18 protein-coding genes and 1 rRNA gene are annotated in these 22,916 nt (G+C 74.5%); 4 read left to right on the top strand and 15 right to left on the bottom strand.

Going from position 1 to position 22,916, the window contains the following annotated elements:
• Positions 1–153 precede the first annotated feature (153 nt).
• The 3 genes from ABZ836_RS22805 to ABZ836_RS22795 form a co-directional block, all read right to left on the bottom strand.
• Positions 154–2,202, bottom strand: coding sequence for a tetratricopeptide repeat protein (locus ABZ836_RS22805; protein WP_361144872.1), 2,049 nt, complete (start codon positions 2,200–2,202; stop codon positions 154–156).
• A gap of 266 nt (positions 2,203–2,468) precedes the next feature.
• Positions 2,469–3,104 (bottom strand): NUDIX hydrolase, encoded by a 636-nt coding sequence (locus ABZ836_RS22800; RefSeq protein ID WP_356138005.1) that lies wholly within the window; start codon positions 3,102–3,104, stop codon positions 2,469–2,471.
• Between the two features lie 140 nt (positions 3,105–3,244).
• Positions 3,245–4,924: a CTP synthase gene (locus ABZ836_RS22795; RefSeq protein ID WP_356138007.1), complete on the bottom strand. Its 1,680-nt coding sequence runs from the start codon at positions 4,922–4,924 to the stop codon at positions 3,245–3,247.
• Between the two features lie 486 nt (positions 4,925–5,410).
• Here ABZ836_RS22795 and ABZ836_RS22790 point away from each other — a divergent pair, with 486 nt between their 5' ends.
• Positions 5,411–7,237, top strand: coding sequence for a glycoside hydrolase family 15 protein (locus tag ABZ836_RS22790; protein WP_356138009.1), 1,827 nt, complete (start codon positions 5,411–5,413; stop codon positions 7,235–7,237).
• A 267-nt stretch (positions 7,238–7,504) separates the two neighbouring features.
• Positions 7,505–8,659: an MFS transporter gene (locus tag ABZ836_RS22785; RefSeq protein ID WP_361144997.1), complete on the top strand. Its 1,155-nt coding sequence runs from the start codon at positions 7,505–7,507 to the stop codon at positions 8,657–8,659.
• A gap of 25 nt (positions 8,660–8,684) precedes the next feature.
• On the opposite strand, the gene ABZ836_RS22780 is transcribed toward ABZ836_RS22785, so the two are convergent.
• The 6 genes from ABZ836_RS22780 to ABZ836_RS22755 form a co-directional block, all read right to left on the bottom strand.
• On the bottom strand, positions 8,685–9,221 hold the full coding sequence (locus ABZ836_RS22780) for an SMI1/KNR4 family protein (protein WP_361144869.1): 537 nt from the start codon (positions 9,219–9,221) through the stop codon (positions 8,685–8,687).
• A 45-nt stretch (positions 9,222–9,266) separates the two neighbouring features.
• A complete protein-coding gene (locus ABZ836_RS22775) occupies positions 9,267–10,415 on the bottom strand; it encodes a glycosyltransferase family 4 protein (protein WP_361144866.1) in 1,149 nt (382 codons plus the stop codon).
• A 213-nt stretch (positions 10,416–10,628) separates the two neighbouring features.
• Positions 10,629–12,356: a DNA repair protein RecN gene (gene recN / locus ABZ836_RS22770; RefSeq protein ID WP_361144994.1), complete on the bottom strand. Its 1,728-nt coding sequence runs from the start codon at positions 12,354–12,356 to the stop codon at positions 10,629–10,631.
• Positions 12,357–12,446: 90 nt separating this feature from the next.
• On the bottom strand, positions 12,447–13,364 hold the full coding sequence (locus ABZ836_RS22765; protein WP_356138015.1) for an NAD kinase: 918 nt from the start codon (positions 13,362–13,364) through the stop codon (positions 12,447–12,449).
• Entirely contained in the window at positions 13,361–14,176 is an 816-nt protein-coding gene (locus tag ABZ836_RS22760; RefSeq protein ID WP_361144863.1) for a TlyA family RNA methyltransferase, read from the bottom strand. Before ABZ836_RS22760 ends, ABZ836_RS22765 begins: the two co-directional genes overlap by 4 nt.
• A gap of 7 nt (positions 14,177–14,183) precedes the next feature.
• The gene (locus tag ABZ836_RS22755) at positions 14,184–14,435 is read right to left on the bottom strand and encodes a hypothetical protein (protein WP_356138019.1); all 252 of its coding nucleotides are present in this window, start codon (positions 14,433–14,435) and stop codon (positions 14,184–14,186) included.
• A gap of 42 nt (positions 14,436–14,477) precedes the next feature.
• Between ABZ836_RS22755 and ABZ836_RS22750 the strand changes: the two genes are divergently transcribed.
• On the top strand, positions 14,478–14,825 hold the full coding sequence (locus ABZ836_RS22750; RefSeq protein ID WP_356138021.1) for a sterol-binding protein: 348 nt from the start codon (positions 14,478–14,480) through the stop codon (positions 14,823–14,825).
• A gap of 37 nt (positions 14,826–14,862) precedes the next feature.
• Here the strand turns inward: ABZ836_RS22750 and ABZ836_RS22745 are convergent, their stop codons facing one another.
• The 4 genes from ABZ836_RS22745 to ABZ836_RS22730 form a co-directional block, all read right to left on the bottom strand.
• A complete protein-coding gene (locus tag ABZ836_RS22745) occupies positions 14,863–15,663 on the bottom strand; it encodes an ABC transporter ATP-binding protein (RefSeq protein ID WP_361144860.1) in 801 nt (266 codons plus the stop codon).
• Positions 15,664–15,737: 74 nt separating this feature from the next.
• Positions 15,738–16,790: an iron chelate uptake ABC transporter family permease subunit gene (locus ABZ836_RS22740; RefSeq protein WP_356138025.1), complete on the bottom strand. Its 1,053-nt coding sequence runs from the start codon at positions 16,788–16,790 to the stop codon at positions 15,738–15,740.
• Positions 16,787–17,842 carry an iron chelate uptake ABC transporter family permease subunit gene (locus ABZ836_RS22735; RefSeq protein ID WP_361144857.1) on the bottom strand — a complete coding sequence of 352 codons (1,056 nt, stop codon included), beginning with the start codon at positions 17,840–17,842 and terminating at the stop codon, positions 16,787–16,789. The genes ABZ836_RS22740 and ABZ836_RS22735 overlap by 4 nt, the downstream gene beginning before the upstream one ends.
• Positions 17,843–17,987: 145 nt before the next feature.
• Positions 17,988–19,019 carry an HAD hydrolase-like protein gene (locus tag ABZ836_RS22730; protein ID WP_356138028.1) on the bottom strand — a complete coding sequence of 344 codons (1,032 nt, stop codon included), beginning with the start codon at positions 19,017–19,019 and terminating at the stop codon, positions 17,988–17,990.
• An 81-nt stretch (positions 19,020–19,100) separates the two neighbouring features.
• Here ABZ836_RS22730 and ABZ836_RS22725 point away from each other — a divergent pair, with 81 nt between their 5' ends.
• Positions 19,101–20,402 (top strand): DUF1015 domain-containing protein, encoded by a 1,302-nt coding sequence (locus tag ABZ836_RS22725; RefSeq protein WP_356138029.1) that lies wholly within the window; start codon positions 19,101–19,103, stop codon positions 20,400–20,402.
• Positions 20,403–20,487: 85 nt separating this feature from the next.
• Here ABZ836_RS22725 and ABZ836_RS22720 read toward each other — a convergent pair whose 3' ends face one another.
• Positions 20,488–21,402, bottom strand: coding sequence for a hypothetical protein (locus ABZ836_RS22720; RefSeq protein ID WP_361144991.1), 915 nt, complete (start codon positions 21,400–21,402; stop codon positions 20,488–20,490).
• A 1,423-nt stretch (positions 21,403–22,825) separates the two neighbouring features.
• Positions 22,826–22,916 (bottom strand): 5S ribosomal RNA (rrf, locus tag ABZ836_RS22715); the annotation flags it as partial.

Raw genomic sequence — 22,916 nt, 5'->3', positions numbered from 1 at the left:
GCCTTGTAAAGCAAGTGATACCTGCGGGATACGCCACGGATTTCTTAGGAACGGTGCGGGGTGCGGGGTGACGTTCCGGGACGATCCGCTCCGTAGTGCCACCAGCCCCGCCGTCGGGCGTCGGGAGAGGTGACCCGGGCGGGCCCCGGGGCGTCATCCACGTTCTTCGGGTACCCCTGCGAGCTCGTCACCCAGCATCCGCCCGGCACTCTCCCGGTGGAGCCGGGCCGCCGTGGGGTCGCCGAGGCGTTCGAGGGTGTCGGCGAGCCTGAGGTGCAGGCCCGCCTCCAGCCGCTCGTCCCCGGCCCGGCGGGCCCGGGCGACGGCCTCCCGGCAGGTGCGCAGCGACTCCTCGAACCGCCCGGTGTACTCCTGGGCGCGGGCGAGTTCGCCGAGCGCGCGGGCGCAGGCGGCGACGTCGCCGCCGCGCCGGTGTTCGGTGACGGCGGCGCGCCAGTGCCGCAGCGCCTCCTCGTGGCGGCCGGCGCAGGCGTGGGCGGAGGCGATCCGGCCGTAGAGCCGGGCGGCGTCGGCCCGCTGGTCGCGGGCGAGGCGTTCGGCGAGGGCCCTGCCGTACCAGTCGGCGGCGCGGTCCAGGTCGCCGAGTTCCTGGTGGGCCCCGCCCAGGGATTCCATGGCCCGGCCCACGGCGTACGGGTCGCGGCCCTCCCGGCCGGCGTCCAGGGCGGCCCGGTAGCGGGTCAGCGCCTCGGCGGTGCGTCCGGTGCGGGCGTCGAGGTCGGCGAGGTTGAGCAGGGCGGCGGCCTTCTCGCGGGGCAGGGAGCGCCGTTCCGCGACGTCCAGCACGAGCCGGTGGACGGCGTACAGGTCGCAGGTGGCGTCCTCGGTGCCGACGTGGGCGACCAGGGCCCGTACGAGCTGGGACATCAGCCGCCGGGCCAGGGTGTCCAGCTCCCCGTCGGCGACGGCGAGAGCGGCGGCCGTCAGGAGGGCCTCGCGGCGCTCGTCGAGCCAGGTGGCGGCCTCCTCGGGCCCGGCGAAGCGCAGGGCGCGCGGCAGCGCCTGCCGACGGGCCAGGGCGGCCTCGCCGGTCTCGGCGGCGAGCCGGCAGGCGTGGAGCATCCGTACCGTGCGCTCCAGTGCCCGGGCCCTGGCCAGCCGCAGCTCGGCGGGCCGGTCGAGCCGGGCGGCGAGCGCGGTCAGCAGGGGGTGCAGGCAGCCGGGGACCTCGTAGAGCAGCCCGGTGGCGGGGACCTGGTGCAGCAGGGCCAGCCGGTGGAAGGTGTCCAGGGTCTCGGTCGCGGCCTGCGGCGAGCAGCCGGCGAGGGCGGAGGCGGTGTGCGGGTCGACCAGTCCGGCGGGGGCGAGGGAGAGCAGGCGCAGCATCCGGGCGGCGGCCGCGGGCAGGCCGTCGTGGACCAGGCCGAGCACGCGGTCCAGCGGTCCGGCGGCCGGGTCGGCGCGCAGTTGGGCTACCAGGTCGGCGACGGCCACCTTGGGCCGGTCGGCGAGCCAGCCGCCGGCCAGCAGCAGGGTGGCCGGCTCCCCGTGGCACTCCTCGGCGAGCTGCTGGGCGGCGCAGGGGTCGACGGTGACCCGGACGGGGCCGGTGCGGCGGGTCAGCAGGTCGACGGCGGAGTGGGTGTCCAGTCCGCCCAGGACGCAGGGACGCACGTCGGGGATGCCGGTCAGGGGGCCGCGGGAGACAGCGACGACCAGGCAGTCCGGGGTGTCGGGGACGAGTTCGTCGACCTGTTCGGCGTCGGCGGCGTCGTCGAGGAGCAGCACGACCCGGCGTGAGGCGAGGGCGGCGCGCAGCGTGGCGGTGAGCTCGTCCTCGTCCGCGCCGGGCGCGGCCGGTGCGGGGAGCTGGCCGAGCAGTCCGCGGGCGGCCCGTCCGGTGGGCACCGGCGTTCCGCCGGGTTCGGTGAGCCGGGCGCGCAGCACGCCGTCGGGGTAGCGGTCGGCGACCTGCCGGACGAGTTCCTCGGCGAGTGCGGTGCGGCCGGAGCCGGGGCGTCCGGCGATCAGCAGGACGCGGGCGCGGGGGGCCTTGCGTCCGGCGATGGTGTTCAGTCCGGCGCGTTCGATGTCGGCGAGCAGTTCCTTGAGCTCGCGGGTCCGCCCCAGGAACCGCGAGGGCGGGGCCGGTGGGCAGGGGGCGGACGCGGCGGTCTCGCCGGAGGGCCTCCGCGCCGCGTCCGGCGTCCGGCTGCCGGTGTCCACCGCCTGGTCCGTCACGGGCCACACTCCCGTCCTGCACGCACGCGCCACCCCGTCCGCGGGGCCTTGCACGAGCGTAGTTCACAGGACGTCGGCGGCACGGGGGACCACACCCCCGCGGTCCCCCGACCGGACGCGGAGGGCGGCCCCTTTCGGCCCCGGCCGGAGCCTCTGACGTGGGCCGGACGAGGCCGGACGGGGCCGGCGGGACCCTGGCAGGCCTCACCGGACCCGGGCGACCGCCGCGCGGGTCACGCCGCGAGGACCCGGGCGACCACCACGGGTCACGCCTCGAAGGGCCGGGCGGGCCAGGGCGCCTCGGCGGGCCGCAGCGTGTCCGTTCCGTCGCCGGCCCGGGCCGCGACCAGCGACAGCACGCCGACGACCAGGCAGTTGTTGTGCAGCTCGCCCGCCAGCACGCCGCGCACCAGGTCCGCGACCGGGACCCGGGCCAGCTCCATGTCGGACTCCTCGTCCTCGACCTCGAACCGGTCGCCCTCGACGTCGGAGAGTCCGCGCGCGAGGAAGATCCGCACCGCCTCGTCGCAGCCGCCCGGCGTGGTGTAGACGTCCGCGAGGACCCGCCATTCCTCGGCCTTGACGTGCGCCTCCTCGTACAGCTCGCGCTGTGCGGCGTGCAGCGGGTTCTCGCCGGGCACGTCCAGCAGGCCGGCCGGGATCTCCCACAGCTTCTGGCGGACGGGGTGCCGGTACTGGCGCAGCACCACCACGCGGTCCTGGTCGTCCAGGGCGAGGACGGCCACCGAGCCGGGGTGCACCTGGTAGTCACGGCTCACGACCGTCCCGCCGGGCATCACCACGTCGTCGGTCCGCACGGAGGTCTTCTTGCCCGTGAACGGGGTGCTCGACGAGCGGATCTCCCACTCCTCGGGTGCGTCCTTGATCACCGGGTCGGTCATCGGGGCGGTCCTCTCCACAAAACTGCTGAACACGGGGAAGCTGAACACGGGGAACTCGTCACGGGAACGACGGGGCCGGGGCGCGCGTCCCGCAGGGCGCGTACCCCGGCCACCGTATCGTCACCCGGTCAGCGGGACGGTCACCGGGCGTAGGCGCCGGTCCCCTGCTGACGGTCGACCGCGGCCTTCACCAGGCCGGCGAACAGCGGGTGCGGGCGGGTCGGGCGGGAGCGCAGCTCCGGGTGGGCCTGGGTGGCCACCAGGTAGGGGTGGACCTCCCGCGGGTACTCCACGTACTCGACCAGCTTGCCGTCCGGGGAGGTGCCGGAGAAGACGATGCCGGCCTTCTTCTCGAGCTCCGCGCGGTAGGCGTTGTTCACCTCGTAGCGGTGGCGGTGGCGCTCCTCGACGTACTCCTTCTCGTCGTACACCTCGCGCACCACGGAGCCCTCGGCCAGCTTGGCCGGGTACATGCCGAGCCGCATGGTGCCGCCCATGTCGCCCTCGCCGGAGACGATGTCCATCTGCTCGGCCATGGTGGAGATCACCGGGTGGGCGGTCGCCGGGTCGAACTCGGTGGAGTTGGCGTCGGGGATGCCGGCCAGGTTGCGGGCCGCCTCGATCACGATGCACTGCAGGCCCAGGCAGAGGCCGAGCAGCGGGACGCGGTTCTCGCGGGCGTACTGGATCGCGCCGACCTTGCCGGAGACGCCGCGGTCGCCGAAGCCGCCGGGGATGCAGATGCCGTCGACGTCGCCGAGCTGCTGGGCGGCACCGGCCGGGGTCTTGCAGTCGTCGGAGGTGACCCACTTGATCTTGACGCGGGCCTTGTTGGCGAAACCGCCGGCGCGCAGCGCCTCGGTCACCGACAGGTAGGCGTCGGGCAGGTCGATGTACTTGCCGACCAGGGCCAGGGTGATCTCGTGGTCGGGGTTGTGGACGCGGTCCAGCAGGTCGTCCCAGGTGGTCCAGTCGACGTCGCGGAACGGCAGGTCCAGCTTGCGGACCGCGTAGGCGTCGAGGCCCTCGCCGTGGATCGTCTTGGGGATGTCGTAGATGGACCGGGCGTCCGGGCAGGCCACCACGGCGTCCTCGTCGACGTCGCACATCAGCGAGATCTTGCGCTTGATGGCGGTGGGGACCTCGCGGTCGCAGCGCAGCACGATGGCGTCCGGCTGGAGGCCGATGTTGCGCAGGGCGGCCACCGAGTGCTGGGTGGGCTTGGTCTTCAGCTCGCCGGAGGGGCCGATGTAGGGCAGCAGCGAGATGTGCACCACGAAGACGTTGTCGCGGCCGACCTCGTGGCGGACCTGGCGGACCGTCTCCAGGAAGGGAAGCGACTCGATGTCGCCGACCGTGCCGCCGACCTCGGTGATCACCACGTCGACCTCGTCCGTCGCCATGCGGCGGATGCGGTGCTTGATCTCGTTGGTGATGTGCGGGATGACCTGGACGGTGTCGCCCAGGTACTCGCCCCGGCGCTCCTTGGCGATGACCGTGGAGTAGACCTGGCCGGTGGTGACGTTGGCCGAGCCGTCGAGGTCGCGGTCGAGGAAGCGCTCGTAGTGGCCGATGTCCAGGTCGGTCTCGGCGCCGTCGTTGGTGACGAACACCTCACCGTGCTGGAACGGGTTCATCGTGCCCGGGTCGACGTTCAGGTAGGGGTCCAGCTTCTGCATGACGACACGCAGACCGCGGGCCTTCAGCAGCATGCCGAGGCTGGAAGCCGTCAGGCCCTTCCCGAGCGAGGAGGCGACACCCCCGGTGACGAAGATGTGCTTGGTCGTCGTGGCGTTGCTGTTTCGAAAAGCAGCGGGCATGGCCAAAGGGGGGCTCCCGTGGTGGCGGTGTCTGGGGATGAGCGGCTTGCCGACCCGGTTTCGCCGGGGGGGCCGTCGCTGCGGTGCCGGGGTTTTTCTCCCACCGGTCCACGGGCTACCAGGGTATCAGCGCGTGGGAGCTACGGCGTCCGCGCACCGGAGCCGCCGCTGTGACCTGCGTCTTTCCCCGGTCACCGGGCGCCCACCCGTTCGGATCACTCTTGTTGCCGTGAGCGTCGCGCGCATCATCATCCCGCGTCGTATCCTGCTCGGACACTCGCTGAGCGCCCGGCCGGGCAGGACGGCACACCCAAGCCGGTGTCACAGGCCGTGTCCCGGTTACCCCGGACAACACAACCGTGGGCATACGGGAGCGTCAGCCCATACCGAGCGAACAACCGTCTTTTCCGCTTCACCCCCTTTGACTTGACCGCAAGAGAGCGACCGTCCCGCTGGGACGATGTGGCCGTTCGACTGGAGTTGCACGTGGCCGGGCGTATCGAGGACTACGCACTCATCGGAGACATGCAGACCGCCGCACTGGTCTGCCGGGACGGCACGGTGGACTGGCTGTGCCTTCCCCGCTTCGACTCTCAGGCCATCTTCGCCGGCCTGCTGGGCACCGAGGATCACGGCTTCTGGCGCGTCGGGCCCGCCCACGCGCCGGACGCCGAAGCGCCCGACGCCACCCGCCGCCGCTACCGGGGCGACTCGCTCGTCCTGGAGTCGGAGTGGGACACCCCGGGCGGCACGGTCCGGGTGACCGATTTCATGCCGCCGCGCGACGGCGCCCCGCAGGTGATCCGGATCGTGGAGGGCGTCTCGGGCGAGGTCCCGATGCGATCCGCGCTGCGCATGCGGTTCTCCTACGGCCGGATCGTCCCGTGGGTGCACCGCCGCAACGGCCGGCTGGTCGGCATCGCCGGCCCGGACTCCGTCTGGTACGACACCGCCGTGCTGAGCGGCGACGACGAGGACCTGACGACCTACGGCGAGGACCTGACGACCTACACCGACTTCACCGTCCGCGAGGGCGAGCGCATGGCGTTCACGCTGTCCTGGCAGCCCTCGCACAAGGAGCCGCCGCCGCTGCCGGAGCCGGAGCAGTCGCTGACGGCGACGGACGACTTCTGGCGGGAGTGGGTGGCCCTGTGCACGTACCACGGCCCCTACCGGGAGGCCGTGATCCGCTCGCTGATCACGCTCAAGGCGCTCACCTACGCGCCGACCGGCGGCATCGTCGCCGCGCCGACCACCTCGTTGCCGGAGGAGATCGGCGGCGTCCGCAACTGGGACTACCGCTACACCTGGCTGCGGGACGCGGCGATCACCCTGTCCTCGCTGCTGCGCACCGGGTACCGCGAGGAGGCCCGCGCCTGGCGCGAGTGGCTGCTGCGGGCGGTCGCGGGCGACCCGGAGAACCTGCAGATCATGTACGGCATCGCCGGTGAGCGCGAACTCGGCGAGGCGGAGCTGGACTGGCTGCCCGGCTACGAGGACTCCGCCCCGGTCCGGGTCGGCAACGGCGCCGCGCACCAGCTCCAGCTCGACGTCTACGGCGAGACCATCGAGGCGCTGCACCTGGCGCACATGACGGGCCTGTCCCGCAACGACTACGCCTCCCAGCTCCAGCTGAAGCTGATCTCCTACCTGGAGAACCACTGGAACCAGCCGGACGAGGGCATCTGGGAGGTGCGCGGCCCGCGCCGCCACTTCGTGCACTCCAAGGTCATGGCGTGGGTGGCCGTGGACCGCACCATCAAGCTGGTCGAGTCCGGCGACGCCGAGGGGCCGCTGGAGCGGTGGCGGGAGCTGCGGGACGACATCCACCGGGACGTGTGCGAGAAGGGCTACGACCCCGAGCGCAACACCTTCACCCAGTCCTACGGCTCGCGGGAGCTGGACGCGTCGCTGCTGCTGATCCCGCAGGTCGGGTTCCTGCCGCCGGACGACAAGCGGGTCATCGGCACCATCGAGGCGATCCAGCGGGAGCTGTCCACACCGGACGGCTTCATCCTGCGGTACCCGACGCACCCGGGCGACGAGAACGTCGACGGCCTCGCCGGTGACGAGGGGGCGTTCCTCGCCTGCTCGTTCTGGATGGCGGACGACCTGGCGATGATCGGCCGGGTCGACGAGGCGCGGCGGCTCTTCGAGCGGCTGCTCTCGCTCCGCAACGACCTCGGTCTGCTGGCCGAGGAGTGGGACTCCAAGCGGCAGCGCCAGGTCGGCAACTTCCCGCAGGCCTTCAGCCACGTCCCCCTGATCGACACCGCCCTGCGCCTCACCGCCTCGGGGGCGTACGGGGGCTGATCCGCTGTTGCCCGCGGGGCCCTGCCGCGCCCCGGTCACCGCGCCCCGGTCGTCCTCGCGACGGCCCGGGCGCGCCGGGGCCGCCGTCGGGCCCGGCGCGACGGCGCGGAATGCGGAATCCGGTTGCGGCGGTGCCGCCGCGCCCGATGGGGTACTGCCATGGACGGTGCCGCGGAGCAGGACCGCACGAGGAGCACGACGGACGACCGGGCCGCCTCCGGGCCGCCGGCCGCCGCCTGGCGGCGGCGGGCGGTGCTCGCGGCCCTGATGCTGGCGGCCTTCACCTTCAACACGGCGGAGAGCCTGCCGATCGGTCTCCTGGACCGCATCTCCGGCAGCCTCGGGGTGTCCCTGTCGGCCGTCGGCCTGCTCGTCACCGGCTACGGCCTGACCGTGGCCGTGGCCTCCGTTCCGCTCGCCCACGCCGTCCGGGCGGTCCCCCGGCGCCACGTCCTGACCGGGCTGCTGGCCGCGCTGGTCGTGTCCAGCCTGGCCGCCGCGCTGGCCACCTCCTACACGCCGCTGCTCCTGGCACGCCTGCTGACGGCACTCGCCCAGGCCCTGTTCTGGGCCGTGATGGGGCCGGTCGCGGTGGGCCTGTTCAGGCCCGAGGTGCGCGGCCGCGTCGTGGGCGCGCTGTCGGTCGCCGGTTCGCTCGCCCTCGTGCTCGGCGTCCCCGCCGGCACCTGGCTGGGCCGGCGGAGCGACTGGCAGGTGCCCGTCGCCGTGCTGGCGGTCCTCGGGCTCCTGTGTCTCGTCACGATCGCCACCCTGCTGCCGACCTCGCGTCCGGAGGAGGAGAGGGCCGCCTACGGATCCGAGCCCGACGTCCGCCGTTTCGCCACCGTGCTGGCCGCCGGAGCGCTGTCCTCCACCGGGGCGTTCACGGGCTTCACCTACGTCGTGGAGTTCCTCGGCGAGGTGAGCGGGTTCCCGCCCGACACGGTCGCCACCCTGTTCGTCGCCTTCGGCGTCGCCTGCCTGGCCGGGGTGAGCGTCACCGGGCTGTTCCTGGACCGCTTCCCCCGGGCCACGCTGGTCACCGCCGTCGCCGCGCAGACCGCCGGCATGCTCGGCCTGTACGCGGCCGGCGCCCACCCCCTCGCGGCGGTGCTGTTCCTGGTCCTCATGGGCGGTGCGGTCGGTCCGGTGTTCATGACGACGCAGAACGCGATGCTGCGCTGCGCGCCGGGCCGGACGGACATCGCCCTCGCCGCGAACTCCGGCGCCTACAACGTCGGCATCGCCTCGGGCGCCGCGCTGGGCGGCCTGATCCTGCCGCTCGCGGGGGTGCGGGGCACCTTCCTGGCGGGCGGACTGCTGACGGCCGGGGGCTGCGCGGTGCTCCTCGCCGAGCGACTGCTGCCGCGCGGGCGGAGGGCCGCCCCGCGGCGGCCGTACGGGCCGCGGGCCGCCGGCTAGGGGCAGGGCCGGCCCCCGTGGCCGTTCAGCGGCAGAGGTCGTACACCGTGTCCTCGAGGCCGGGTATGCCCTTGCCGGCGTCGGCGAGGATCTCCTCCACCGTCCTCGGCCGCGCGTCGGGGGCGAACTCCTCCGCCACCGCGGTCATCGCCGGGTCGGGCCGGACCACCCACTCCTCGTCCGCCGCGGTCCAGGCCCGGTGGGCGACGTCCATCGGCCCCACGCCGCGGGCCAGCAGCCACAGGAAGTCGCCGAGGTCCGTCGCGAGGTGCACCGTCTCCCCCTCCGAGCCCAGGTACACCACGGGCTGGCCGGTGAGCGGCCGTCCCTCCCGCACCAGCCACAGGCCGACCAGCCCGCCCGTGCCCTCCTGCGCGAAGATCCGGAACGTGTCGCCGTCCACCTCGTCGTTGCCGGTCCAGGCGCGGAACCACTCCGTGGTCTCCCCCGCGGGCAGGAACGCGTCGTACGGCTCGTAGTCAATGCCGCTGCCGCCGTCGTGGTCGAAGCGCACACGGCTCACGGCCTCGAGGGCGGAGGGGAAGGTCCGGTCGTCGGTCATGTTCCGACGGTAGCCCGGGGGTCCGACAACCGGTCCGGGCGCCGGTCAGGCGAACGGCAGGGGCTGGGTGAGCTCGTCGTAGACGCTGAGCACCTGGGCGACCGTCTCGTCCTCGGTCGGCCACGTGCCGGCCTGCCGGAGCCCGCGCCGCAGCAGGTCCTCCCGCCGTACCGGATCGGCGAGCAGCGCGGAGACCGTGCGGGCGAGACCGGCGGCGTCGCCCGCGGGGGCCAGTTCCGCGCCGTCGCCGACGAGTTCGGCCATGCCGGGGACGTCCGCCGCGACCAGCGGCACCCCGGAGTGCAGCGCCTCCTGGGCGAACAGCGAGCGCCCCTCCGCGCAGTCGGGCACCACCGCCACGTCGGCCGCCGTGAGCAGTGCCCCGACGTCGTCGCGCCGTCCCAACAGCCGTACCGGCAGCCCTTCGTGCTCCGTGCGCCGCTGCAACTCGCCGCGCAGCGCCCCCTCTCCGGCGACGACCACCAGCGGCGGGTTCTCCTCCTCCCGCCACCGCCGCGCGGCGTCCAGCAGCAGCCGGTGCCCGCGCCCCTCCTCCAGCGCGGCCACCGTCAGGATCAACGGCCGCCCTAGGGCGCCGAGTTCGGCCCGCAGTTTGGCCCGCCGGTCACGCTCGGCGTCGGTGTCGGCACGGGCCCCGGCGACCGGCAGCAGCCTCGGCAGGCCCACCGCCGAGAGCCGGGCGTCCCGCGCCCCGCGCCGCCGGGCCCGGTCGACCAGGTCGGAGGAGACCCCCAGCACCACGGAGGCGGCCCGTCCCACCCGGCGCTCCAGCGCCTTCAGCAGCCGTGCCCGCGCCGCCCCTTCGGCCCGCGGCGTGTTGTGCCAGGTGACCACCAGCGGCGTGCGCCGCCCGCCCAGCGCCAGCACCGTGCGGAACGAGGCGTGCAGTCCGTGCGCGTGGACCACGTCGGCGTCGGCGCAGGCGACCCGCAGGGCCGCCACCGACGCCGGGTCGCTGCTGCGCGGCACCGGCACGTGCCGGGCGCCGACCGCCGCGAAGCCGTGGGTGTGTTCCGTGTCGCCGGGGGCGCAGACCGTCACCCGCACGCCCCGGGCGACCAGACCGGCGGTCAGCGACCGCACATGGGTGCTCCCGGCCGCGCTGCCGCCGGTCACCTGGACGGCGCGCAGCGGCCTGAGGCCGGTCGGGGAGGGGGTTCTGGCGAAGGTCACGGGCGCCTGGGCTCCTGGTCGGGCGGCGTGCGGGGCAGGTGCGGAAGCGGTGCGGACGTGGGGCGGTCGCCGTCGGGAGCGGCGGGCGGCGGCGGTCCCGGAAGGGTCCGTCGCCGCCGCCCGCCCTGCCGACGGCGCTCGTTCGTCCGCCGCCCAGGATGCCAGAGCGCGGGCGGCCCGCAGACCCGCTCCCGCCCTCCAGGGCCCTTCGGCCTAGAGCTCGGCGCGCGCGGCGGCCGCCGTCCCGAGGAGTTCCTCCGCGTGCGCCCGGGCGGTCTCGGAGTCCTCCTGACCGGCCATCATCCGCGACAGCTCACGGATCCGGTCCTCTCCTTCGAGCACCTTGACGCCCGAACGGGTGACCGATCCGTCGTTGGTCTTCTCGACCAGGAGCTGCCGGTCGGCGAACGCCGCCACCTGCGGCAGATGGGTGACGACCACGACCTGCGCGGTCCGCGCGAGCCGGGCGAGCCGCCGCCCGATCTCGACCGCGGCCTTGCCGCCGACGCCCGCGTCGACCTCGTCGAACAGGTAGGTGGGGACCGGGTCGGTGCCCGCGAAGACCACCTCGACGGCGAGCATCACCCGGGACAGCTCGCCGCCGGACGCGCCCTTGGCGATCGGCCGCGCCGGCGCGCCGGGGTGCGGGGCGAGCAGCAGCTCGACCTCGTCCGCACCGGTCGCCCCGTAGGCCACCGTGCGTCCGCCGGCCTCGATGCCGTCGGGGTCCTCGGTCTGCCGGACGGAGAACGACACCCGGGCGTGCGGCATGGCCAGGGAGGCCAGTTCCTCGGTGACCGCGGCGGCGAACCGCTCGGCGGCCTCCGTGCGCGCCTCGGTCAGCCGCTCGGCGAGGGAGCCCAGTTCGGCACGGAGCGCGTCGCGTTCGGCGGTGAGTTCACCGACCCGGTCGTCGTCGCCCTCCAGCTCGGTGAGCCGGGCGGCGGCCTGCTCGGCCCAGGCCAGCACGGCGTCGATGTCCTCGCCGTACTTCCGGGTGAGCTGGGTCAGCGCGGCCCGGCGCTCCTCCACGGCCGCGAGCCGGCGCGGGTCGGCGTCCAGGTCTCCGGCGTACCCGGCGAGTTCGCCGGAGACGTCGGCGAGCAGGATGCCGATCTCCCCGACCCGGTCGGCGAGCGCGGCCAGCGCCGGGTCGTGCGAGCGGACCGCCTCCAGGGCGCGCTGGGCGCCCGAGACGAGGGATCCGGCGTCGACGCCCTCGGGGTCCTCCGGGTCGCCGGCCAGAGCGGTGTGCGCGGCGGTGGCGGCCTGCGCCAGCGCCTCGGCGTGCCCGAGCCGCTGCGCCTCGGCGGCCAGCTCGGTGTCCTCGCCCTGCCGGGGCTCGACGGCGTTGATCTCCTCCAGGCCGTACCGGAGCAGGTCCGCCTCCTGCGCCCGCTCGCGGGCCCGGGTGGTGATCTCCTCCAGCTCGGCGGAGACCGCCCGCAGCCGCCGGTAGGTGTCCGTGTACTTCTCCAGCGGTCCGGAGACGGCGGCGCCCGCGTACCGGTCGAGCGCCTGCCGCTGGCGGTTCTGCTTCAGCAGGCCCTGCTGGTCGGTCTGCCCGTGCACCGCGACGAGTTCGTCGGCCAGCTCGGCGAGGAGCCCGACGGGCACGCCCCGGCCGCCGAGGTGGGCCCGGGAACGGCCCTCGGCGGAGATCGTGCGGCTGATCAGCAGGGCGCCCTCGTCGAGCTCGGCGCCGGCCTCCTCGGCACGGGTGACGGCGGGCGCGTCGGCGGGAAGGGCGATCCGGCCCTCGACCACCGCGTTCTTCGCCCCGATCCGCACCAGCGCGGGATCGGCGCGACCGCCGAGCAGCAGACCGAGGCTGGTGACCACCATCGTCTTGCCCGCACCCGTCTCACCCGTGACCGCGGTGAAACCGGGGGACAGCTCGACGACCGCGTCGTCGATGACTCCGAGCGACCGTATCCGCATCTCCTCCAACACGCACCCGACCTTACGAGGTCCGAGGCCATGATCGCGACGCGCCCCCGCCCGGGCGTGCCGCCCGGAGGCGGCTCCGGGTCAGTGCGGGGCGCCCCGCCAGCCGGCGACGGGGAGGGCGAACTTCGCCACCAGCCGGTCGGTGAACGACGCGTGGTGCAGCCGCGCCAGCCGCACCGGCACCGCGCCCCGCCGGACCTCCACCCGTGCCCCGGGCGGCAGTTCGACCGTGCGCCGGCCGTCGCACCACAGCACCCCCGGCGGGATGTGCGGCAGCACCTCCACCACCAGCACCGAGTCCGGCGAGGTCACCAGCGGCTTGGCGAACAGGGCGTGCGCGCTGATCGGCACCATCAGCAGCGCCTCGACCTCGGGCCACACCACGGGCCCGCCGGCCGAGAACGCGTACGCCGTCGACCCGGTGGGCGTGGCGCAGATGATCCCGTCGCAGCCGAACCCGGTCACCGGCCGCCCGTCGATCTCCAGCACGACCTCGAGGAGCTTCTCCGCGGAGACCTTCTGCACGGCGGCCTCGTTGAGCGCCCAGTCGGAGTGGACGAGGCTGCCGTTGCGGTGCACCTCCACGTCGACCGTCATCCGCTCCTCGACCTCGTAGTCACGGGCGACCACCCGCTCCACCACCTGGTCGAGGGCGTCGCGCTCCGCCTCGGCGAGGAACCCGACCCGGCCCAGGTTGACGCCGAGCATCGGCACGCCGGAGGCGCGGGCGAACTCCGCTCCGCGCAGCAGGGTGCCGTCGCCGCCGAGGACGACCAGCAGTTCGCACCCGTCCAGGCACTCGGGCGTGGCCTCGGCGACCAGCTGGACGCTGTCCGGCAGCGGCAGGTCGTGCGCCTCGGACTCCAGCACCCGCACGCCGAGCCCGGCGTCCAGCAGCCCCGCCACCACCAGCTCGGCGCTGCGGACGGCCGCCGGCCGCCCGGTGTGGGCCAGCAGGAAGACCGTGCGGTCCCGCCCGTCAGTTCTGCATGCGCTCAACGCGGCCCCTCCGCCACTGCCCGTTCGACGTCGGCCGGGTCCAGGGCGGGCGCCCCGGCACGCAGCCACAGGAAGTACTCGACGTTCCCCGACGGTCCGGGCAGCGGGCTCGCGGTGACGCCGAGGACCCCGAGTCCCAGCTCGCCCGCCCGCCGCGCGACCTCCCGCACCGCCTCCGCGCGCAGCTCCGGGCTGCGCACCACACCACCGCTGCCGAGCCGCTCCTTGCCCACCTCGAACTGCGGCTTCACCATCAGCACCAGGTCCGCGTCCGGTGCCGAGCACCGCGCCAGCGCGGGCAGCACCAGCCCCAGCGGGATGAACGACAGGTCGCCGACGACCAGGTCGACCGGCACGTCGTCGATCTGCTCGAGCGTCAGCTCCCGCACATTCGTACGGTCCTTCACCGTCACGCGCTCGTCGCTCTGCAGCGACCAGGCGAGCTGCCCGTAGCCGACGTCCACGGCGACCACGTGCGCGGCGCCGGCGCGCAGCAGCACGTCGGTGAACCCGCCGGTGGAGGCGCCCGCGTCCAGCGCCCGCCGCCCCTCGACCCTCAGCCCCTTCGGCACGAACGCCGCCAGGGCGCCGGCCAGCTTGTGGCCGCCGCGCGAGACGTACTCGGGGTCGCTGTCGTCCTGCGCCACCACGATCGCGGCCGCGGTCTCCACCTGGGTGGCGGGCTTGGTCGCCACGGCCTTGCCGACGGTGACCCGTCCGGCGGCGATCAGCTGGCTCGCGTGCTCCCGCGAACGGGCCAGCTTCCGGCGCACCAGTTCGGCGTCGAGACGGCGGCGTGCCACTCCTGCCACGTTCGGTTCAGCTCCTGTTGTCGTGCGGCATTGACGCGATGGGGTCGTCCAGCGCGGTGAGCGCCTCGCGGAGCGCCCCGTGTACATCCTCGTACACCTCGAGGTGACCGTCGGCGGCGAGGTGGTCGACGTCGGCGAGCCGCTCCAGCGCGGCGTCGACGCGGGCGTCGCCGGTGGGGGTGCGGGGGACCCCGAGCGGGGCCGGCGCGGCCGGGTCCTCGTCCTCGTCCGGCGGCGGTTCGGGTGGTGTCTCGCTCATGGCACGACGCTACCTCGTGCCACGGGGGTACCGTCTGTCGCGATGGCCACGATCGAGGAGTGCCGTACGGCACTGGAGGAGCTGGCGGGGCGTCTCGCGTCCGCGCCGGGCAGGGTGCGGGAGGCGGCGGCCGTGGAGCGCACCCTGAGCTGCCACGTCACCGACCTGGACGTCACGTTCACCGGGCGGCTGACCGGAGGGCGGCTGGTGCTCGACGGCACGGTCCCGGGCGTGCCGCCCGAGCCGGCCCGGATCCGTCTCTCCGCGACCGGCGACGACCTCCTCGCGCTCGTCTCCGGCGCGCTCCCCTTCCCCCACGCCTGGGCCACCGGCCGCCTCACCCTCCAAGCCCCCCTCCGCGACCTCCTCCACCTCCGCACCCTCCTCTGACCCGCGTAGCCGTGCCCGACGCGGCGTACCGCGGAAGCTAAAGCGTGGTGGCGCGGGCCTGGCGGGCCGCCGGGACGACCAGCGGCGTGCCCGTCTCCGGGTCCGCGATCACCTGGCACCGGATCCCGAACACCCGCTCCACCAGCTCCGCGGTGACGACGTCCCCCGGCGCCCCCTCCGCGACGACCTCCCCGTCCCGCAGGGCGATCAGGTGCGTGGCGTACCGCGCCGCGTGGTTGAGGTCGTGCAGCACCGCGACCAGCGTCCGCCCGTGCTCCTCGTGCAGCTCCGCGCACAGGTCCAGCACGTCGAGCTGGTGCTGGATGTCCAGGTAGGTGGTCGGCTCGTCGAGCAGCAGCAGCGGCGTCTCCTGGGCGAGGGCCATCGCGATCCACACCCGCTGCCGCTGCCCGCCGGACAGCTCGTCCACGTACCGGTCGGCCAGTTCGGCCACTCCGGTGCGTTCCATGGACTCCTGGACGACCCGCTCGTCCTGCGGCGACCACTGCCGCAGCAGCCCCTGGTGCGGGTACCGCCCGCGGGCGACCAGGTCGGCGACCGTGATGCCGTCGGGGGCGACCGAGGACTGCGGCAGCAGCCCCAGCGTGCGCGCCACCTTCTTCGCGGGCAGCGACTGGATGACCTCCCCGTCCAGCAGCACCCGCCCCTCGCTGGGCCGCAGCATCCGCGACAGCGCCCGCAGCAGCGTCGACTTGCCGCAGGCGTTGGGGCCGACGATCACGGTGAACGAGTTGTCGGGTATCTCCACCGACAGCTCGCGCGCGATGACGCGCTGCTCGTAGGCGAGGGTGACGTTCTGGGCCGACAGTCGGTTCACGGGCGCCGGTACTCCTCTTCGACTTCCACTTCGGGTGCGACTCGTCGACTCTTCGACGGGGTGTGTCCCGGCGCTCATATCCGCCCGGCCTTCCGCTCGGTGACCAGCAGCCACAGCAGGTAGACGCCGCCCAGCGCGCCGGTGACCACGCCGACGGGCAGCTGGTCGGACCCGAAGGCCCGCTGGGACAGCAGGTCGGCGACGATGAGCAGGGCGGCGCCCATGACCATGGACGGCACCAGGTTCGGCCCCGGCGACCGGGTGAGCCGCCGGGCCAGCTGCGGCGCGGTGAGCGCCACGAAGGCCACCGGCCCCGCCGCCGCCGTGGCCGCCGACGTCAGCAGCACCGCGCAGCCCAGCAGCACCAGCCGGAGCCGCTCGACGCGCACCCCCAGCGCGTAGGAGGCGTCGTCGCCCATCTCGGTCATCCTGAGGCCCCGCTCGTTGGCCAGCACCAGCGGGACCAGCACCACGCACAGCGCCAGCAGCGGCCACACCTGCGTCCAGTCCCGGCCGTTGAGCGACCCGGTCATCCAGACCACGGCCCGTGCGGCGTCGACCATGTCGGCCTTGGTGATCAGGTAGCTGTTGACCGCGGTCATCACCGCGCTGACGCCGATGCCGACCAGGACGAGCCGGTAGCCGTGCACGCCGCGCTTCCAGGCGAGCAGGTAGATCGCCGTGCCGGTGACCAGGCCGCCCACCAGCGCGCCGAGTGTGACGGCGGTGGCACTGCCGGAGAACAGCACGATCATGGTGAGCGCTCCGGCCGTCGCGCCCTGGCCGAGGCCGAGGATGTCGGGACTGCCGAGCGGGTTGCGGGAGACCGCCTGGAACAGCGCGCCGCCCAGCCCGAGCGCGGCGCCGACCAGCAGCCCCACCAGGACCCGCGGCAGCCGCAGTTCCTGGACGATGAGCTCGTCGGCCGGGTGGCCGGAGCCGAACAGCACGGACAGGACGTCGGCGAAGGACATCGGGAAGTCGCCGGTGCCGATCAGCACCACCGCCGAGGCGAGGGCGAGCAGCGAAAGCAGCAGCACCACGACCACGGCACGGACCCGTATCCGCAGCGAGACGCGCCCACCGATCCGCAGCACGGGCCGCGGGGAGCTCTTGAGGGTTGTCACAGCTGCGCCGTCCTCCGCCGTCGGACCAGGAAGATGAAGAGCGGCCCGCCGATGACCGCGGTGACGATGCCGACCTGGAGCTCCGAGGGCCGCACCACGATCCGGCCGATCACGTCCGCGCCCAGCAGCAGCACCGGCGACAGCACGGTGGCGTACGGCAGGATCCAGCGCAGGTCCGGCCCGGTGAAGGAGCGCACCACGTGCGGCACCATCAGGCCGACGAAGACGATGGGCCCGCAGGCCGCGGTGGCCGCCCCGCACAGCAGGGTCGCCGCCAGCATGGACAGGGCCCGCGTCCGGTTGAGGTGGGCGCCGAGCGCCCGGGCGGTGTCGTCGCCCATCTCCATGGCGTTCAGCGGCCGCGCCAGGGCCAGTGCCAGCAGCGTGCCGACGGCGATGAACGGCAGCACCTGCCCGATGCTCTGCCAGGACGCGGTGCCCAGCGATCCGACCGTCCAGAACCGCATCCGGCCGAGCGCCGCCTCGTCCAGGATCATCAGCGCCTGCAGGTAGCCCTGGAGCGCGGCGGCGATCGCCATGCCGGCCAGCGCCAGCCGCACCGGCGTCGCCCCGCGGCTGCCGCCGAGGAACCAGACCAGCGCGCCGACCAGCATCGCGCCGGCGAAGGCGAACCACACGTAGCCGGCGAGGGAGGTGACACCGAAGAAGGTGATGGCGGTGACGACCGCGGCCGAGGCCCCGGCGTTGATGCCGAGCAGGCCCGGGTCGGCGAGCGGGTTGCGGGTCAGCGCCTGCAGCACCGCGCCGGCCAGACCGAGCGCGGCTCCGGCGAGCAGGCCCAGCACGGTCCGCGACAGCCGCTCGCCGACGACGACGTCGCCGTAGGTGCCGGTGTCGGCGAACAGGCCGTGCCAGACCTGGCCCATGGACAGCTGCTTGGCGCCGACCGCGATGCTCGCCGCGGCCACGAGGACCAGCAGCACGAGGGCGGCCACCAGGCCGACGGCCTTCATGGCGGAGCGCCGCCGCTGCCGCGAAGGCCCGGCGGGCGGCGCCGCGGCGCGCTGCTGGGTGGGAGTGTCTGTGAACACCCGGTTAGGTTAACCTAACCAACCGTGGGGCTCGACGCCCCGTTCATCCGCGCAGGCCCCACGGTTCGCCCGCAGGCCCGGCGGTTCGCCCGCAGGCCCCGCGGTTCCCGCAGGCCCGGCGGCCTCGGGCCCCGCGCCCGGCCGGTCACCTCCCCAGCCGGGCCAGCGCCTTCCCCGCGTCGAGCGCGCAGACGCCCTCCCCCGCCGCCGTCCAGGCCGCGGCGCAGAGCGCCCGCACGGCGTCCAGCGGCTCGCCGTCGCCGCTCAGCGTCAGCTCCCCCCGCTCCGCGACGGCCTGCCAGCCGCCGCACCGGAACCCGTCCCCGTCCGCCGTCACCTCCGGCTGCGGCGCGAGCAGTCCCCGCAGGTCGGCGTCGACGTAGGTGGGCCGGTGCTCCGGCGGCGCGGCCAGCAGCAGGGCGACGTCGGTGACCCCGGTCAGCACCAGCAGCGAGTCCACGTCCCCGTTGAAGGCGCCCTCGATGTCGGTGTCGAGCCGGTCCCCGACGACCAAGGGCCGCCGCGCGCCGGTGCGCAGGACGGTCTCCCGGTGCATCGGCGGCAGCGGCTTGCCCGCCACCCGCGGCTCGGCCCCGGTCGCCATCCGCACCACCGCGACCGCCGCGCCGTTGCCGGGCGCGATGCCCCGCGCGGTGGGCACGGTCAGGTCCGTGTTGGAGGCGAACCAGGGCAGCCCGCGCGCGATAGCGTAGCAGGCCTCCGCGAACCGGCCCCAGGTGAGGTCGGGTCCGCCGTACCCCTGGACCACGGCGGCCGGGTCGTCGTCCGCCGACTCGACCGGCACCAGCCCGCGCTCCCGCAGCGCGACCCGCAGCCCTTCACCGCCGACGACCAGCACCCGCGCCCCGGGCGGCAGCGCCTCGGCCACCAGCCGGGACACCGCCTGCGCCGAGGTGATCACCTCACCGGCCTGAGTCGGCATCCCCAGTTCCGTCAGGTGCCCGGCCACCGTGTCGGGCGTGCGCAGCGCGTTGTTGGTGACGTACGCGAGCCGCATCCCGGCGTCCCTGGCCGCGGCCAGGGAGTCCACCGCGTGCACGATGGCCTCGCCGCCGGCGTACACCACGCCGTCCAGGTCCAGCAGGGCCGTGTCGTAGGCCTCGCGCAGCACCTGGCCGCCGCTGCCCTCCGGCCGCGTCCTGACGGTCCGCGTCATGTTCCCGCTCCTTCCGCACCACTGGGGATCCGCTCTTCCCCCGATGATCCCTCACGTCAGGTGCGCACATACGATGCACCAATGAGCACAGCAGGTCACCACGGGGAGCAGGGACGGCACGGACTCGAACTCGGCCCGTTCCGCGGCCTGCGCTACGCCGCCGACCGGGTCCGCGACCTGGCCGCCGTCACCTCGCCGCCGTACGACGTGGTGGTCCGCCCCGACGGACTGCACCACCTGGAGGCGCTGGATCCGCACAACATCGTCCGGCTGATCCTCCCGCAGGCCCTCGACCCGGAGGAGCGCAACGCCCGCGCCGCGGCGACCCTGCGTCGCTGGCTGGACGACGGCGTCCTGACCGTCGAGGACCGGCCCGCCCTCTACGTCTACGAACAGCGGGGCGTGGACGGCCTGCTGCAGCGCGGCCTGATCGGAGCGCTCCGCCTGTCCGACCCGGAGGAGGGCGTGGTCCTCCCCCACGAGGACGTGATGCCGCACGTGGTCGCCGACCGCGCGGCCCTGATGCGGGCGACCTCCGCCAACCTCGAACCGCTCCTGCTCAGTTACCGCGGCGACGGAGACGGCGAGGCCCGTGGGGCCGCGGCGGTCGTCGAGGCGGCGGCGGGCCGGGAGCCCCTGCTGTCGACCGTCACCGAGGACGGCGTCGCCCACCGCCTCTGGGCGGTCACCGACCCCGCCGAGCAGGCCGCGGCCCGGCGGGACCTCAGCCGCCGCACGGCCCTCATCGCCGACGGCCACCACCGCTGGGCCACCTACCTGCGGCTGCGGGACTCCCACCTGCCCGACCCCGGTCCCTGGGACTCCGGCCTGGTGCTGCTGGTCGACAGCACCCGCTATCCGCTGCGGGTCCGGGCCATCCACCGCCTCCTCCGCCGTCTTCCGGTGCCCGAGGCCCTGTCCGCCCTGAGCGGCCTCTTCCGGGTCCGTCGCCTCGACGCCGCCCTGCCCGAGGCACTCGGGCACCTGGCCCAGGCAGCCGGCGAGGGCAACGCCTTCCTCCTCGCCGGGGACGGCGCCTTCCACCTGGTGGACCGCCCCGACCCAGCTCTCCTCGCCCGGACCGTCCCGTCCGGCCCGCCCGAGGCCTGGCGGACCCTGGACGCCACCGTCCTGCACCGGGCCCTGCTGGACGACGTCTGGCGCATCCCGGAGGACTCGCCGGACCGGATCACCTACATCCACGACGCCGCGGCCACCGTCCGGCAGGCCGAGCGGGAGGGCGGCACGGCCGTCCTGCTGCACCCGGTGCGCGAGGAGGTCGTACGCGAACTGGCCGAGCAGGGCGTGAAGATGCCCCGCAAGTCCACATCCTTCGGCCCGAAGCCCGCCTCCGGCCTGGTCCTGCGCCTGGTCGGGGAATGAGGCGACCCCGGACATGAGAAAGGGCGGGGCCACCGGCCCCGCCCTTTCCTGTCGCTCACGCGCCACTACGGCACGCGGTCGTCCGTCAGACCTCGTCGCCGTCCTTGACGGTCCCGTCGTCCTTCGTCCCGCGCTCGCCCGGTGCCGCCAGGGGCTCGGCGCCGTCCTCGGCCGCCGTGTCCTCGACCTCGTCGGCCTCGACCTCGTCGTCGATCCCGTCCTCGATCCCGTCCTCGATCCCGTCCTCGTCGGCCCGGGTGTCCTGGTCGGCCTCGGTGGCGGTCTCGATCACCGGCTCACCGTCGTCGACGGCGTCCTCGTCCAGCGCGTCGACGAAACCGCCCACGCCGTCGAGCTCCGCCAGCCGGTCGGCGGCGTCCGTGCCGCCGTCGCGGTCGGACTCGAGCGCCTTGGCGAACCAGTCACGCGCCTCGGACTCGCGCCCGGCCTCGAGCAGCGCGTCGGCGTAGGCGTACCGCAGCCGCGCGGTCCAGGGGTGCACCGCGCTGGAGGCCAGCTCGGGGCTCTGCAGGGTCACGATCGCCGCGTCGAGCTGGTCCATGTCGCGGCGGGCACCCGCCGCGACCAGGCGCATCTCCACCTGACCGGCCTTGTCCAGACGGTGCACCTCGGCGGCGCCGGCCATCTCCAGGGCCTTCTCGGGCCGGCCCAGACCGCGCTCGCAGTCGGCCATCACGGGCCACAGGTCCACGGTGCCGGTCATCCGCCGGGCGGCGCGGAACTCGGCCAGCGCCTCCGAGTACTTCTGGTTGGCGTACGCGGCGAAACCGGCCGCCTCACGCACGGCCGCGACGCGGGAGGCCAGCCGCAGGGCCACCCGGGAGTAGCCGTAGGCGCCCTCGGGGTCCTCGTCGATCAGCCGGGCGACCATCACCAGGTTGCGGGCGACGTCCTCGGCAAGCGTCTTGGGCAGGCTCTGGAGCTCCTGCTTGACGTCCTTGTCCAGCTCGTCACCGGTGACGTCCTCCGGGATGGGCAGCCGCTTGATGGGCTCACGGTCACGCTCGCGCTGGCGCTCCTCACGGAAGCGTCCGCCGCCACCACCACCGCGGCGGTCGTCCCGCCCTCGGTAGCCGCCACGGTCGTCGTCCCGGCGTCCACCCCGGAAGCCGCCACCGGGGCGCCCGCCCCGGTCGTCCCGACGCGGGCCACGGTCGTCACGCCGGTCGAAGCCACCACGGTCACCACCGCGGTCACCACCGCGGTCGTCGCGGCGGTCGTCGCGACGGAAGCCTCCACGGTCGCCGCCCCGGTCGTCACGGCGGTCGAAACCGCCGCGGTCGTCACGGCGGTCGTCACGGCGGTCATCGCGGCGGAAACCGCCACGGTCACCACCGCGATCATCACGGCGGTCGTCACGGCGGAACCCGCCGCGCTCCTCGCGGTCGTCGCGACGCGGACCGCGGTCGTCACGGCGCTCGAGACCGCCACGGGAGCCGCGGTCGTCACGGCCGCGGAAGCCTCCGCGCTCCGGACGCTCACCGCGGCTGTCGTCCCGGCGGAACCCGCCGCGCTCGAAGTCCCGGCGCTCGCCGCCCCGGCCGTCCCGGCGGTCGTCACGGCGGTCGAAGCCACCGCGGTCGTCGCGCCGGTCGTCGCGGCGGAAACCGCCACGGTCACCACCGCGATCATCACGGCGGTCGTCACGACGGTCATCCCGACGGAACGCCGGCCGGTCACCGCCACGCTCGTCACGACGGAACCCGCCACGGTCGTCGGAACGGCGGTCGTCCCGACCCCCGCGGTAACCGCCGCGGTCGAACTCACGACGCTCGCTGCCTCGGTCGTCACGCCGGTCGTCGCGACGGAAACCGCCACGGTCACCACCGCGGTCGTCGCGACGGTCGTCGCGACGGAACCCACCGCGGTCGCCGCCCCGGTCGTCACGGCGGTCGTCCCGGCGGAACGCCGGCCGGTCGCCGCCCTCACGGCGGAAGCCGCCGCGCTCCCCGCCACGGTCATCACGTCGGAAGCCACCACGGTCGTCGCGGCCACCGTCACGACGGAACCCACCGCGGTCGTCACGGCGGTCGCCACCGCGGTCGTCACGGCGGTCGAAGCCGCCACGGTCACCCCGGTCGTCACGGCGGAAACCGCCCCGGTCGCCTCCTCGGTCGTCACGCCGGCCGTAACCGCCACGGTCGCCGCCCTGGCGCGGGCCGCCGCGGTCGCTGCTGCGGTAGCCGCCTCGGTCGCCGCGGTCACCACCGTCCCGGCGGCGTGGCTCGCGCTCGGGGCGCTCGTCGGGAGAGTTGGTGGACATCGGTGACTCCTAGTCTTCGGTACCGCTGATCATCGTCGCGCAGTCGAGTTCCCGCGCTGCGGCAAAACAAAAAGGGGGAAAAACAAAAAAGGACCCTTGGTCCCAGCTGAACGCTGGGACCAAGGGTCCTCCAAAAATTGTTCGGCGGCGTCCTACTCTCCCACAGGGTCCCCCCTGCAGTACCATCGGCGCTGTAAGGCTTAGCTTCCGGGTTCGGAATGTAACCGGGC

The organism is Streptomyces sp. NPDC047130, from assembly GCF_040643475.1.
Lineage (GTDB): Bacteria > Actinomycetota > Actinomycetes > Streptomycetales > Streptomycetaceae > Streptomyces.
This window is presented reverse-complemented; position numbering and strand designations above follow the sequence as displayed.

Bases quoted from the DNA above. Each gene is read 5' to 3' on its own strand.
- recN (WP_361144994.1), bottom strand. From the start codon at position 12,356: ATGCGGATACGGTCGCTCGGAGTCATCGACGACGCGGTCGTCGAGCTG.
- ABZ836_RS22785 (WP_361144997.1), top strand. From the start codon at position 7,505: ATGCTGGCGGCCTTCACCTTCAACACGGCGGAGAGCCTGCCGATCGGT.
- ABZ836_RS22800 (WP_356138005.1), bottom strand. From the start codon at position 3,104: ATGACCGACCCGGTGATCAAGGACGCACCCGAGGAGTGGGAGATCCGC.
- ABZ836_RS22730 (WP_356138028.1), bottom strand. From the start codon at position 19,019: ATGACGCGGACCGTCAGGACGCGGCCGGAGGGCAGCGGCGGCCAGGTG.
- ABZ836_RS22725 (WP_356138029.1), top strand. From the start codon at position 19,101: ATGAGCACAGCAGGTCACCACGGGGAGCAGGGACGGCACGGACTCGAA.
- ABZ836_RS22750 (WP_356138021.1), top strand. From the start codon at position 14,478: ATGGCCACGATCGAGGAGTGCCGTACGGCACTGGAGGAGCTGGCGGGG.
- ABZ836_RS22795 (WP_356138007.1), bottom strand. From the start codon at position 4,924: ATGCCCGCTGCTTTTCGAAACAGCAACGCCACGACGACCAAGCACATC.
- ABZ836_RS22755 (WP_356138019.1), bottom strand. From the start codon at position 14,435: ATGAGCGAGACACCACCCGAACCGCCGCCGGACGAGGACGAGGACCCG.
- ABZ836_RS22780 (WP_361144869.1), bottom strand. From the start codon at position 9,221: ATGACCGACGACCGGACCTTCCCCTCCGCCCTCGAGGCCGTGAGCCGT.